Origin of the sequence: Variovorax sp. V118 (assembly GCF_041154445.1) — a bacterium.
Classification (GTDB): domain Bacteria; phylum Pseudomonadota; class Gammaproteobacteria; order Burkholderiales; family Burkholderiaceae_C; genus Variovorax; species Variovorax boronicumulans.
This window is the reverse complement of record NZ_AP028663.1, coordinates 2,631,896-2,643,783: the sequence shown is the minus strand read 5'-3', so window position 1 is coordinate 2,643,783 and position 11,888 is coordinate 2,631,896. Positions and strand designations below refer to the sequence as shown.

The window sequence follows — 11,888 nt, the reverse complement described above, 5'->3', positions numbered from 1 at the left end:
TGTGCGTGCTTATTCTTCTTCGTGCAGCAGGCTCAGGCCCAGCGCGCCGCGGCGGCGCAGCCACGGGCTCGGGCGATAGCGCGGATCGCCATACACGGTCTGCAGGTTGAACAGCACTTCGAGCATGTTGGTCGGCCCGTAGAGGTTGCCCATGGCGAGCGGGCCGCGCGGATAGCCCAGGCCCAGCTGCACGGCGGTCTCGAGGTCGGCCGGCGTGCACACGCGCTGCTGGCACATGTCGGCGGCGATGTTGACGATGGCGCCGATCACGCGCTGCGTGACGAAGCCACCGCTGTCGCGGATCACGCTCACGGCCTTGCCGTCGCGCGCGAAGAGGGCGTGCGCGGCGTCGCGCACGTCGCGGCGCGTGGCCGGGTTGGTGGCGAGCACGCGGCGCTTGGTGGCGGCGTCGTCGATCAGCATGTCGATGCCGACGGTGCGCGTGGCATCCAGCCGCTCGACCGCCGCGACCGTCGTCACGTCGAAGCCCAGCGGCGCGACCAGGATGATCGACTGCGGTGCGGGGGCGCTGCCGCTGTCGATCTGCGCACCCAGCGTGTTCACCAGGCGCAGCAGCTCGGCGCGGCGCGCGGCACGCGGCGACACCCAGACCGCGGGCGTGCCTTCGATCACCGGCGCCGGCGCCTCGGGCGTCTGCTGCATCACGCCGTTGTCGTAGCGGTAGAAGCCTTCGCCGGTCTTGCGGCCGAGTGCGCCAGCGGCCAGGCGCTGCGCGGTGATCACGCTCGGGCGGAAGCGCGGCTCTTCGAAGTACTGGTGGTAGATCGACTCCATCACCGGGTGAGACACGTCGAGCGCCGTCAGGTCGAGCAGCTCGAACGGGCCGAGGCGAAAACCCGCCTGGTCCTTCAGGATGCGGTCGATGGTGGCGAAGTCGGCCACGCCTTCGCCGACGATGCGCAGCGCCTCGGTGCCGTAGCCGCGGCCCGCGTGGTTGACGATGAAGCCGGGCGTGTCCTGCGCCTGCACGGCGCTGTGGCCCATCTGCGTGGCGTAGCCGGCCAGCTTCTGGCAGACCTCGGGCGAGGTCTTGAAGCCCGCCACCACCTCGACCACCTTCATCAGCGGCACGGGGTTGAAGAAGTGGAAGCCCGCGAAGCGCGCGGGGTGCTGCAGGCCGGCCGCGATGGCCGTGACCGACAGCGACGAGGTGTTGGTGACCAGCGTGGCGGTGGGCGCGACCACGTCCTCGAGCTCGCGAAACAGCGTGCGCTTGACCTCGAGGTTCTCGACCACGGCCTCGACCACGAGGTCGCAGCCGGCGAGCGCCTGCATGCCGTCGACCGCCTTCACGCGCGCCACGTAGGCGTCGCGCGTGGGGGCGTCGATCTTGCCCTTCTCGTGCAGCTTGTTCCATTGGGCGGCGAGGGCTTCGCGGCCACGCTCGGCGGCGCCTGCGAAGCTGTCGAGCAGCAGCACTTCGCTGCCGGCCTGGGCGGCGATCTGCGCGATGCCGCGCCCCATGGCGCCGGCGCCGATCACGCCGATTCGGGGGTAGTTCACTGTCATGGGATCAAGGTTCTCATGGGTTGGTGGGTGTCCGGGGCGGCCGCGCCGGCGCGGGTGCGCGACGCGGACGAAAGCTCCGATTTTGCAATCTCGCGGGAGGCCCGCGCCCCGGGTGTTACGCGGGGCATCGGAATCAGGCCGGGCGGCGGCTGCGATCGATGGCGATGCTCAGGCCCATGGCCAGCAGCATCAGTGCAAAACCGACCCGGCTCATCCACTCGGTGGCGTCGTTCGCCAGCAGCCAGCCGCCCAGTGCCGCACCCAGGGCCTGGCCGATGTAGATGCCCGAACTGTTGAGCGCCACCGAACCCGGCGCCAGGGCGGGCGCCAGCCCCACCAGGCGCGCCTGCTGCGAGGAGTTGGTGGCAAAGCAGCCCAGGCCCCAAGGCACGAGCACCACCGCGAGCCATGCCAGCGTGCTGGCCAGCGGCCACAGCAGCAGGCTCAGCGCGATCAGCCCGGTCGTCAGCAGCACCATGCGCCCGGCGCCGACGCGGTCGATGTAGCGGCTCACCACCATGTTGCCCAGCAGGCCGAAGGCGCCGAACAGCGCCCACATCAGGCTCAGCGTGTTGGCGTCGGCGCCGAAGCCCTGCTTGAGCAGCGGGCCGAAATAGCTGAACAGCACGAACTGGCCGACGCCCTGCAGCGCCGTGACCGACACGATGCCCATCAGCACCGGGCTGCGCAGCACGCGCGACCAGGCGGCAGCCGTGAGCGCGGCGGGCCGGATGCCGCTGGGCAGCGTGAGCCAGACCGAGGCGGCGCTCACGACGCTGAGCGCCGCGATGGCCATGAAGGCCATGCGCCAGCCCAGGTGGCCGCCGATCAGCGCGCCGATCGGCAGGCCCAGCACCGAGGCCACCGACCAGCCGAGAAAGACGAAGGTGACGGCGCGCCCGCGCTGCTCGGGCGGCACCAGCATGCCGGCGCAGGCCGCGGCCTGGGGCGTGAAGATGGCGGGCGCGATCACCGTCAGCATGCGCACCGGCAGCAGCGCGCCGAAGCTGGGCACGAGCGCCGCGGCGACGTGCCCCGCGGCGTACCAGAGCAGGGTGAGGGCCAGCAGCTTGCGGCGGTCCCAGCCAGCGACCGCGGCGGCCAGCAGCGGGGCGCCCAGGCACATCACGAAGGCGGCCGCGCTGATCAGCTGGCCTGCCGTGGCGACCTTGATGGCCAGCGAGGCGCTGATTTCATTGAGGGTGCCCGGCACGACCATCACGCCCGTGCCGATCACGAAATTGCCGGCCAGCAGCGCCCAGAGCGCGCCTCGCTGCGGCGCGGGCCGGCTCATGCGTTCACCGCCGGACCTGCAGCGCGCCGGGATTCACGATGTTCGTGGGGTTGCCCTTGATGAAGCTCACGACGTTGTCGAACGCCTGGCCGAAGTAGCTTTCGTAGCTTTCCTGCTCGACGTAGCCGATGTGCGGCGTGCAGATGCAGTTTTCGAGGCGCAGCAGCGCATGGCCCTGCAGCGGCGGCTCGCTCTCGAACACGTCGATGGCCGCCAGTCCGGGGCGCCCGCGGTTGAGCGCAGCCAGCAGGGCGTCGGCCTCGACCAGCTCGGCGCGCGAGGTGTTGACGAACAGCGCCGTCGGCTTCATGCGCGAGAGGTCTTCGAGCTTGACGAGGCCCTGGGTGTCCTCGTTGAGTCGCAGGTGCACCGACAGCACGTCGGCGGCGGCAAAGAATTCGTGGCGGTTCTGTGCGACCTGGAAGCCGTCGGAGCGCGCCTTGGCGCAGCTGGCCTCGCGGCCCCAGATCACGACCTGCATGCCGAAGGCCTGCCCGTAGCGCGCCACCAGCTGGCCGATGCGGCCGTAGCCCCAGATGCACAGCGTCTTGCCCTTGAGCACCGAGCCCACGCCGAAATTCGGCGGCATCGACGCCGACTTGAGGCCCGACTGCTGCCAGGCCCCGTGCTTGAGGTTGCTGATGTACTGCGGCAGGCGGCGCATGGCCGCCATGATCAGCGCCCAGGTGAGTTCGGCGGGCGCCTGCGGCGAGCCCGAACCTTCGGCCACCGCCACACCGCGTTCGGTGCAGGCCGTGACGTCGATGTGGCCGCCGACGCGACCGGTCTGGGAAATCAGCTTGAGCTTGGGCAGCTTCTCGATCAGCTGGCGGGAGATCTGGCTGCGCTCGCGGATGAGCACGATGACGTCCGCATCCTTGAGGCGAACCGACAGCTGACTGATGCCTTTGACCGTGTTGGTGTAGACCTTGGCGGCGTAAGCGTCCAGCTTGGCAGCGCACTGCAGCTTGCGCACGGCGTCCTGGTAGTCGTCGAGGATCACAATGTTCATGGCATGCCATTGTGCCTCGCAGCATCGGCGCGTCGCACGTGTGAACGTTTGGATACCCGGTGCCGGATGGCGGCCGGAAGGCCTGTTTCAGGCCGATTCCAGTGAATCCGCCGTGCGCATGAGGGGCGCACAGAGTGCGCAGGCACGGCGGGTTCGTTGGCACTTTCTCAGTGCAGGTGGCTGGGGCGGGGCGTGCCGCTGCCTGTTTCCGCGGCTTCCAATGCGGCGAGCCGGTCGAGCTCGGCGCACACGTCGGCCATGCGGCCGGAAATCACGACCCGGTTGGCGCAGCCGCGCTGCGAGCCTTGGCGGTCGACCACGCGGACCACGCGCAGCGGGCGGGCGGGCGTGGCGGCGGACGGTGACGTGGCCGGCGCCGGGCTGCCTGCGGTGCGTGCCGTGCAGGCCGGGCGAATGGCCACGTAGCGCAGACCGGCAGCAGCGTCGCTGCTGTCACCGCGTGACGGACGGCGGACAGGCATCCAGCGGGTGGCCAGCGATTGCAGGGGCGACCAGAGGTCGGCGATGGCGAGGAGGGCGATTCCCATGTGAACTCCAAAAAAGTATGAGGTTGAACACAGGCAGGATTTCTTGAGTCGGCCGCGACAGGGTGATGGCGACTTCGCGCCATACGCCCGCCACCTGTCGCGGCCGGATGAGGTGCTGCTGCGTGTGGGCAGCAGGCCCGGGGCTACATCAGCATCGTGTTGCGGATGAGGCCGACCGCGAGGCCTTCGATCTCGAAGGGCTCGCCGGGCTGGACGATGATGGTCGGGTAGTCGGGGTTCTCGGCGTGCAGCTCGATCACCTGCTTGTTGCGCTTCAGGCGCTTCACGGTGACTTCTTCACCCAGGCGGGCCACCACGATCTGGCCGTTGCGCGCTTCCTTGGTGGCCTGCACGGCGAGCAGGTCGCCGTCCATGATGCCGGCGTCGCGCATCGACATGCCGCGCACCTTGAGCAGGTAGTCGGGCTGGCGCTGGAACAGCGTGTTCTCGACGTAGTAGGTCTGGTCGACGTGCTCTTGCGCGAGGATGGGCGAACCCGCCGCGACACGGCCGATGAGCGGCAGCGCGAGCTGGGCCATGCCGGGCAGCGAGAGCGAGAACTGGTTGCCTTCGCGGTGGCGCGTTTCGTGGAGCGAGCGCAGCGCATCGCCCTTGAGGCGGATGCCACGCGAAGTGCCGCTGACGAGTTCGATCACACCCTTGCGGGCCAGGGCCTGCAGGTGCTCCTCGGCGGCGTTGGCCGACTTGAAGCCCAGCTCGTTGGCGATTTCGGCGCGCGTGGGCGGCGCACCGGTGCGTGCGATGGCGCCCTGGATCAGGTCCAGGATCTGCTGCTGGCGGGCGGTAAGCTTCACTGCGAACTGCATAGTGGTTTCCTTGCGGCACTGGCTAGATATCCAGTACCTGTATTTTTAACCAGTTTTCAAAAGTTGACAAGCCATGACTCATTCCTCTTCGTCCGAGACGCGCCGCGTGGTGGTGCTGGGCACCGGCGGCACCATTGCCGGCAAGGCCGCCAGCAGCGGCGACAACATCGGCTACACCGCCGGACAGGTGGGCGTGGCGGACCTGCTGGGCGGCATCGAGGCGCCGGCCGGCGTGGCGCTGGTGGCGGAGCAGGTCGCGCAGCTCGACAGCAAGGACATGGACGCCGACACCTGGCGCCAGCTGGCCGCGCGCTGCGCACACTGGCTGGCGCAGCCGGACGTGGCCGGCATCGTGGTCACGCACGGCACCGACACGCTGGAAGAGACCGCCTTCTTCCTGCACGCCGTGCTCTCGCCGGCCAAGCCGGTGGTGCTGACCTGCGCGATGCGCCCGGCGACGGCCCTGTCGCCCGATGGTCCGCAGAACGTGCGCGACGCGCTCGCGGTGGCCTCGACGCCGGGCGCGCAGGGCGTGACGGTGGTGTGTGCGGGCGCGATCCACAGCGGCCTCGATGTGCAGAAGGTGCACACCTACCGTCTCGATGCCTTCGCGTCGGGCGATGCGGGGCCGGTCGGCTATGTGGAGGAGGGCGAAGTGCGGCGCGTGCGTGCGTGGCCGCAGGGAGCGCCGTTCGATGCGGCGCGGCTGACGGCCGTGTCGAAGCCGTGGCCCCGCGTCGAGATTGTCATGAGCCACGCGGGCGCGAGCGGTGCGATCGTGGAGGCCTTGCTGCTCCCGTCGGCGGAACCCTTGCGCGGCCTGGTCGTGGCCACGACCGGCAACGGCACCGTGCACCACGCGCTGGAAGCCGCGGCGCTGAAGGCGCAGGGCGGTGGCTTGGTGGTGTTGCGCGCCACACGCTGCGCGAACGGACGCATCCTGCCGAAACCCGGTGACGGGCTGCGGGACGCGGGCGCACTCACGCCGGTGAAGGCGCGGGTTGCGCTGGTGCTGGAACTCTTGGGAGTGGCCGCCCTGCCGGAGGCGGAGGGCGGCTAGGAGAAAGAGGCTGACGAATCAGCCGCTGAATCAGCTGTTCAGTGCGGCAAGCGCGCGCTGCGTGATCTCGTCGACCGTGCCCACGCCCTGGATGGCGCGGTACTTCGGCGCGGCGGCCGGGTCGGTCTTGGCCCAGGCCGAGTAGTAGTCGACCAGCGGACGGGTCTGCTGGCTGTAGACGTCGAGCCGCTTGCGCACGGTCTCTTCCTTGTCGTCTTCGCGCTGGATCAGCTCTTCGCCCGTCACGTCGTCCTTGCCTTCCACCTTCGGCGGATTGAACTTGACGTGGTAGGTGCGGCCCGATGCCGGGTGCGAGCGACGACCGCTCATGCGTTCGATGATGTCGCCGAAGGGCACGTCGATCTCGAGCACGTAGTCGAGCTTCACGCCGGCCGCCTTCATGGCGTCGGCCTGCGGAATGGTGCGCGGGAAGCCGTCGAACAGGAAACCGCCGTTGCAGTCGGGCTGCGCGATGCGTTCCTTCACGAGGTTGATGATCAGGTCGTCGCTGACCAGTGCACCCGAATCCATGATCGTCTTGGCCTGCAGCCCGAGGGGGGTGCCTGCCTTGACCGCGGCGCGCAACATGTCGCCGGTCGAGATTTGGGGAATGCCGTATTTCTGGCAGATGAAGGTCGCTTGCGTGCCTTTGCCTGCTCCGGGCGCGCCCAGCAAAATAAGTCTCATGGTGTCCTCGGAAGGTTCTTAGATTTTGTGTCGCGCCCCATGCGCGCCCTCAGGCGCGCCGAGGCGGAATTGCATCGAGGATAGCATGCGTCCCCGTGACAAATTGCCGCCGTCTCCCTCGGGGCGGCCGGCAGCTCACGCAGGCGAGCCGGCCGCGAAGACGGCGCGCACGCGTGCCAGGTCTTCGGGCGTGTCGATCCCGGGGCCCGGTGCCACATCGCTCACATGCACTGCGATGCGGTGTCCGTGCCACAGCGCGCGCAACTGTTCGAGCGCCTCGGTGGCTTCGACAGGGGCGGGCGACAGCAACGGGAATTGCCGCACGAAGCCTGCGCGATAGCCGTAGATGCCGATGTGGCGCAGCGGTGCGGGGCTGGGCAGCACCGACGGCGCCGCACCGCCCGACGAGCCGTCGCGCCACCAGGGGATCGGCGCGCGGCTGAAATAGAGCGCATGGCCTTGCGCATCGAGCACGGCCTTCACCACGTTCGGGTTCATGAAGTCGGCCAGCGAGTCGATCGCGTGGACGGCGGTGCTCATCGCGGCCTGCGGGCGAGCGGCCAGCGTGGCGGCAACGGCGTCGATCAGCGCGGGGTCGATCAGCGGCTCGTCGCCCTGCACATTGACGATCGGTCGCCGTCGAGCCCGAGCTGTTCGCAGGCTTCGGCCAGCCGGTCGGTGCCGCTGGGGTGGTCCTGGCGGGTGAGCAGGGCTTCGACGCCGTGTGCCTTGCAGGCCTCGATGATGGAAGCGTCGTCGCCGGCCACCACCACGCGAAGGGCGCTAGATTGGCGGGCGCGATGCGCGACGCGCACGACCATGGGCAGGCCGGCGATATCGGCCAGCGGTTTGTTGGGAAGTCGCGTCGAAGCCAGTCGGGCCGGCACCAGAACGGTGAAGCTCACAGGCCCAACTCTTCGTCGGACAGCGTGCGGGCCTCGTTCTCGAGCAGCACCGGGATGCCGTCGCGTACCGGATAGGCGAGGCGTGCGCTGCGCGAGCAGAGTTCCTGCTTCTCGGCGTTCCAGGTCAGCGGGCCCTTGGTGACGGGGCAGACGAGCAGTTCAAGCAGCTTGGTATCCATCGAGCGATGATAGCTTCGCGTCGAGGGCGGCGAAGAACGCCGGCGAGGGTTCGAAGTGCAGCGGCACGGCGAGCGCGTCGGGTGCCCGCTGCCAGAGCTTGACGGCGTCTTTTTCCGTGCAGACGAGGGGCAGGGCGGGACCGGCCGGGCGTTGCCAGCCGCTGAAATCGTGGTGGTCAGGCAGCGCGAGGGTGTCTGCGAGCGTCAGGCTGCGAGCACGCAGCATCGTGAAGAAGGCCTCCGGCCGCGCGATGGCGGCGAGCGCGATCACGGGTTGGCCGGCCAGCGTGTCGAGCGGGATGCGTCGACCGTCCTTCGCAAGGGCGTACGGCGCCAGTTCGCGGGTTGCGGTGTAGCCACCGGCGAAGGCAGGCCGCTCGCCGCTGTGCAGCAGCAGGTCGCAGCGGCGTGGCCACGGCTCGCGCAAGGGGCCGGCTGGTAGCAACCAGCCGTTGCCGACACCGCGGTCGTCGAACACACAGATCTCGATATCGCGGGCCAGCGCCAGATGCTGAAGTCCATCGTCGCTGACGATGACCTGGATGTCCGGATGTCGCTCGAGCAGGGCGCGCGCGGCGTCAATGCGTTCCCGGGCCACGAAGACCGGCGCGCCGGTGGCATGGTGGATCAGCGCGGGTTCGTCGCCGACGTCCTGCGGATCGCTGTCGGCCTGGACTTCACGGCAGTCGTCGGTGCGGCGGCCGTAACCGCGCGACACCACGCCCACCCGCAGGCCACGCGCCTGAAGGTGGCGCACGACGGCCATCACGACCGGTGTCTTGCCGGCTCCACCCGCGATCACATTGCCGACCACGATCACGGGTACCGGCACGCGTCCGGTTTTCTGCCAGCCCCATCGGTAGAAGGCGCGCCGCAACGCGAAGAGGGCGCCGTAGACCTGCGACAGCGGCCACAGCAGGCAGGCCAGCGCACCGCGGCGCAGCCAGGCATCCTGCAGCCGCGCGCCGGTCGACACTCAGTGACCGGCCTGGGCCGTCGACTGGGCGGCGAAGGTGATCTGCATCAGGCCGGCGCGGCGCGCGGCCTCCATCACCGTCACCACGGCCTGGTGCGGGCTGGCGGCGTCGGCGCTGATGATCACGACGCTGTCCTTGCCACCGGTGGCGGCAGCGCCGAGCGCGGCGGCCACGGTGTCGACGCTGCGGTCCGCCAGCGGCGACTTGTTGATCACGTAGCGGCCGTCAGCCGACACCGCCACGATCACCTCTTTCGGGTAGTCGCGCTGGGCGTCGACGTCCGCTGTCGGCAGCCGCAGCTGCATCTCGGTGAACTTGCTGTAGGTGGTCGACAGCATCAGGAAGATCAGCACGACCAGCAGCACGTCGATGAACGGGATCAGATTGATCTCCGGCTCGTCGCGCGCGCCGTGGCGAAACTGCATGCGGCCCCGAGTCATAGGCTCACCCCCAGGCTGCGCGCACTTCGTGTCGCTACGCCAACCCCCTTCCGGGAGCGACACCTGCGGCCCGGCGAAGCCGGTTCCGCGGTGTCCCTGGTGTGACGGCCGTCGGTTGCTGCGATGGCCGTCATTTGCGAAGTGCGTTCAAGTGGCGCGCGAAGCGCTCGCCCGAGAGTTCGAGGTTCAGCAGGTACTCGTCGACGCGGCTGCGGAAGTAGCGCCAGAAGATCAGCGTCGGAATGGCCACGATCAGGCCGAAGGCCGTGTTGTACAGCGCGATCGAGATGCCGTGCGCCAGCTGCGCCGGGTTGCCCGAACCGACCGCACCGCTGCCGGGCGACTGCGAGCCGAAGATCTCGATCATGCCGATCACCGTGCCCAGCAGGCCGAGCAGCGGCGCGGCCGAAGCGATGGTGGCCAGCGCCGGCAGGTAACGTTCGAGCTTGTGCGCCACGGTGCGGCCCGAGGCCTCCATGGCGGCGCGCAGGTCGTCTTCGGTGCAGCGCGGGTTGGCGTTCAGCGCGCGCAGGCCGGCGGCCAGCACCTGGCCGAGCATCGAGTTGCTTTCCAGTTTGGTCACGACATCCGGGCCGGGAACCGCACCGCGCGACACGGTGATGGTCTCGTCCAGCAGCTTCGGCGGCAGGACCTTGACGGTCTTCAGGCTGGTGAAACGTTCAATGACCAGCGCGAGTGCGATGACCGAACAGGCGAGCAATGGCCAGATTGGCCAGCCCGCGGCAACAATGATGGAAAACAAGAAAATCCTCCGGCCCGTAGACTGCAAATGCGCGGCGATTATCCACCGAGCCACCATCGGCTCGCGGCTTGTTTGCGTGTCGGCAAGGACGCACAGATTCTGTGGATAACTTTGTGATTAACCCATCGCGCAATGTCTCCGAACCCGCATGGGACGGGCTTTCCGTTAGATCGATTGAATTTTGAGCAGCACTTTTTTAAATGAAATCAACAGCTTGCACGAGAACTCGTGCATCTGTTCCACCATACCCCTCCAAAGTGGGGGGCGCGACGCCCGTTGTGGAAGAGTGGCGCTCGGCGGCGGAGGGGCGCGATGAGCTTCAGGGAGCCGAATGCCGCGCCCGGGCCGCGCGTGTGGGCCGTGGGCGCGCTGTGCCGCGCGGTGGCCGATGCGCTCGATGCGCGCTTCAACCCGGTCTCGGTGCGCGGGGAAATTTCGGGTTTCTCGCGCGCATCGAGCGGTCATTGCTATTTCTCGCTCAAGGACGAATCCGGCCAGCTGCGCTGCGCGATGTTCCGTCGCGCGGCGAGTCTGCTCGACTTCACGCCGCGCGACGGCGACCAGGTCGAAGTGCGCGGCCGGCTGGCGGTGTACGAACCGCGCGGCGATCTGCAACTGGTGGTCGAAAGCCTGCGGCGCGCGGGGCAGGGCGCGCTGTTCGAGCAGTTCCTGCAGCGCAAGGCACGCCTCGAGGCCGAAGGCCTGTTCGACCCGGCGCGCAAACGGGCGCTGCCCTCCATGCCGCGTGCCGTGGGCGTTGTCACCTCGCTGGGGGCTGCGGCGCTGCATGACGTCGTGACCGCGCTGCGGCGGCGTGTGCCACATATTCCCGTGGTGCTGGCGCCGTCGGCGGTGCAGGGGGCCAGTGCGCCGGCCGAACTGGTGCGCGCCTTGCAGTCGCTGTACACGCTGGAGCCGGCCGTCGACGTGATCCTGCTGGTGCGCGGGGGGGGCTCGATCGAGGACCTCTGGGCCTTCAACGACGAAACGCTGGCGCGCACCATCGTGCAGAGTCCCGTGCCGGTGATCAGCGGCGTGGGGCACGAAACCGATTTCACCATCGCCGACTTCTGCGCCGACCTGCGCGCACCGACGCCGACGGCCGCCGCGGAACTCGTCAGCGCGCCGCGCGACCTGTGGCTCGGCGCGCTCGACCTGCTCGATGAACGGCTCGGCGATGCGCTGGGCGGGCGGCTCGACGTGCTCGGCCAACGGCTGGACCAGGCGGCCGCGCGGCTGGGGCGCCCGTCGGGCCTGGTCGCGCGCCAGCAGTTGCGGTTGGCGCACCGCGCGCAGCGGTTGCTCTACGCGGTGCTGTCGCGCCGGGAGCGCCTGGCGCAGGTGCCGCAGGCCATCGCCACCGATTTCTCCGCGAAGTTCGCGCGCTCGCTGACGCAGCGGCGCGAGCGCCTCGAACGCGTGGCCCTGCGCCTGCGGCTGCTCGACCCGGCCCTGGTGCTGCAGCGCGGCTATGCCTTGCTGACCGACGGCGAAGGCCGCGCGGTCGTCAGCGCAGGCAGCCTGCAGGCCGGCGATGCCGTGGTCGCACGCCTTTCGGATGGCTCGGTCGACCTGACCGTGACGCCCGGCGGCGCGACGGGAACGCGTCTGACGCCTGCCCCCTGATTACTTCCTAGAATCCTTCATTCCCCACAACCAACCCACG

General features: G+C 69.2%; 12 protein-coding genes and 1 pseudogene. 2 read left to right on the top strand and 11 right to left on the bottom strand.

Annotation, left to right across the window (positions count from 1 at the left end; genetic code table 11):
- Positions 1–9: 9 nt before the first annotated feature.
- From ACAM52_RS12205 to lexA, 5 genes are all read right to left on the bottom strand, one after another.
- Positions 10–1,530, bottom strand: coding sequence for a 3-hydroxyacyl-CoA dehydrogenase (locus tag ACAM52_RS12205; RefSeq protein ID WP_369647157.1), 1,521 nt, complete (start codon positions 1,528–1,530; stop codon positions 10–12).
- A gap of 133 nt (positions 1,531–1,663) precedes the next feature.
- Positions 1,664–2,824, bottom strand: coding sequence for an MFS transporter (locus ACAM52_RS12200; RefSeq protein WP_307583534.1), 1,161 nt, complete (start codon positions 2,822–2,824; stop codon positions 1,664–1,666).
- A 4-nt stretch (positions 2,825–2,828) separates the two neighbouring features.
- Positions 2,829–3,836: a D-2-hydroxyacid dehydrogenase family protein gene (locus tag ACAM52_RS12195; protein ID WP_369647156.1), complete on the bottom strand. Its 1,008-nt coding sequence runs from the start codon at positions 3,834–3,836 to the stop codon at positions 2,829–2,831.
- Between the two features lie 167 nt (positions 3,837–4,003).
- Complete coding sequence (locus ACAM52_RS12190; RefSeq protein ID WP_095947713.1) at positions 4,004–4,384, bottom strand: hypothetical protein; 381 nt, start codon at positions 4,382–4,384, stop codon at positions 4,004–4,006.
- A 143-nt stretch (positions 4,385–4,527) separates the two neighbouring features.
- On the bottom strand, positions 4,528–5,211 hold the full coding sequence (lexA, locus tag ACAM52_RS12185) for a transcriptional repressor LexA (protein WP_062471522.1): 684 nt from the start codon (positions 5,209–5,211) through the stop codon (positions 4,528–4,530).
- Between the two features lie 73 nt (positions 5,212–5,284).
- Between lexA and ACAM52_RS12180 the strand changes: the two genes are divergently transcribed.
- The gene (locus tag ACAM52_RS12180; RefSeq protein ID WP_369647155.1) at positions 5,285–6,271 is read left to right on the top strand and encodes an asparaginase; all 987 of its coding nucleotides are present in this window, start codon (positions 5,285–5,287) and stop codon (positions 6,269–6,271) included.
- A 30-nt stretch (positions 6,272–6,301) separates the two neighbouring features.
- Here ACAM52_RS12180 and adk read toward each other — a convergent pair whose 3' ends face one another.
- The 6 genes and pseudogenes from adk to ACAM52_RS12150 form a co-directional block, all read right to left on the bottom strand.
- Positions 6,302–6,958 (bottom strand): adenylate kinase, encoded by a 657-nt coding sequence (gene adk / locus ACAM52_RS12175; RefSeq protein ID WP_062471515.1) that lies wholly within the window; start codon positions 6,956–6,958, stop codon positions 6,302–6,304.
- A 135-nt stretch (positions 6,959–7,093) separates the two neighbouring features.
- Positions 7,094–7,863, bottom strand: a pseudogene (gene kdsB, locus ACAM52_RS12170) (3-deoxy-manno-octulosonate cytidylyltransferase).
- Positions 7,860–8,042, bottom strand: coding sequence for a Trm112 family protein (locus ACAM52_RS12165; protein WP_013541700.1), 183 nt, complete (start codon positions 8,040–8,042; stop codon positions 7,860–7,862). Before ACAM52_RS12165 ends, kdsB begins: the two are co-directional and overlap by 4 nt.
- Complete coding sequence (lpxK, locus tag ACAM52_RS12160; protein WP_369647154.1) at positions 8,023–9,018, bottom strand: tetraacyldisaccharide 4'-kinase; 996 nt, start codon at positions 9,016–9,018, stop codon at positions 8,023–8,025. Before lpxK ends, ACAM52_RS12165 begins: the two co-directional genes overlap by 20 nt.
- Entirely contained in the window at positions 9,019–9,459 is a 441-nt protein-coding gene (locus tag ACAM52_RS12155) for a biopolymer transporter ExbD (protein WP_083259107.1), read from the bottom strand.
- 130 nt (positions 9,460–9,589) lie between these two features.
- Positions 9,590–10,222 carry a MotA/TolQ/ExbB proton channel family protein gene (locus ACAM52_RS12150; protein ID WP_095947709.1) on the bottom strand — a complete coding sequence of 211 codons (633 nt, stop codon included), beginning with the start codon at positions 10,220–10,222 and terminating at the stop codon, positions 9,590–9,592.
- Positions 10,223–10,534: 312 nt separating this feature from the next.
- Between ACAM52_RS12150 and xseA the strand changes: the two genes are divergently transcribed.
- Positions 10,535–11,848: an exodeoxyribonuclease VII large subunit gene (xseA, locus tag ACAM52_RS12145; protein ID WP_369647153.1), complete on the top strand. Its 1,314-nt coding sequence runs from the start codon at positions 10,535–10,537 to the stop codon at positions 11,846–11,848.
- The last annotated feature ends 40 nt before the right edge of the window (positions 11,849–11,888 follow it).

Coding starts and splice junctions, on each gene's coding strand:
- ACAM52_RS12205 (WP_369647157.1), bottom strand. CDS start 1,530: ATGACAGTGAACTACCCCCGAATCGGCGTGATCGGCGCCGGCGCCATG.
- ACAM52_RS12200 (WP_307583534.1), bottom strand. CDS start 2,824: ATGAGCCGGCCCGCGCCGCAGCGAGGCGCGCTCTGGGCGCTGCTGGCC.
- ACAM52_RS12195 (WP_369647156.1), bottom strand. CDS start 3,836: ATGAACATTGTGATCCTCGACGACTACCAGGACGCCGTGCGCAAGCTG.
- ACAM52_RS12190 (WP_095947713.1), bottom strand. CDS start 4,384: ATGGGAATCGCCCTCCTCGCCATCGCCGACCTCTGGTCGCCCCTGCAA.
- lexA (WP_062471522.1), bottom strand. CDS start 5,211: ATGCAGTTCGCAGTGAAGCTTACCGCCCGCCAGCAGCAGATCCTGGAC.
- ACAM52_RS12180 (WP_369647155.1), top strand. CDS start 5,285: ATGACTCATTCCTCTTCGTCCGAGACGCGCCGCGTGGTGGTGCTGGGC.
- adk (WP_062471515.1), bottom strand. CDS start 6,958: ATGAGACTTATTTTGCTGGGCGCGCCCGGAGCAGGCAAAGGCACGCAA.
- ACAM52_RS12165 (WP_013541700.1), bottom strand. CDS start 8,042: ATGGATACCAAGCTGCTTGAACTGCTCGTCTGCCCCGTCACCAAGGGC.
- ACAM52_RS12155 (WP_083259107.1), bottom strand. CDS start 9,459: ATGACTCGGGGCCGCATGCAGTTTCGCCACGGCGCGCGCGACGAGCCG.
- xseA (WP_369647153.1), top strand. CDS start 10,535: ATGAGCTTCAGGGAGCCGAATGCCGCGCCCGGGCCGCGCGTGTGGGCC.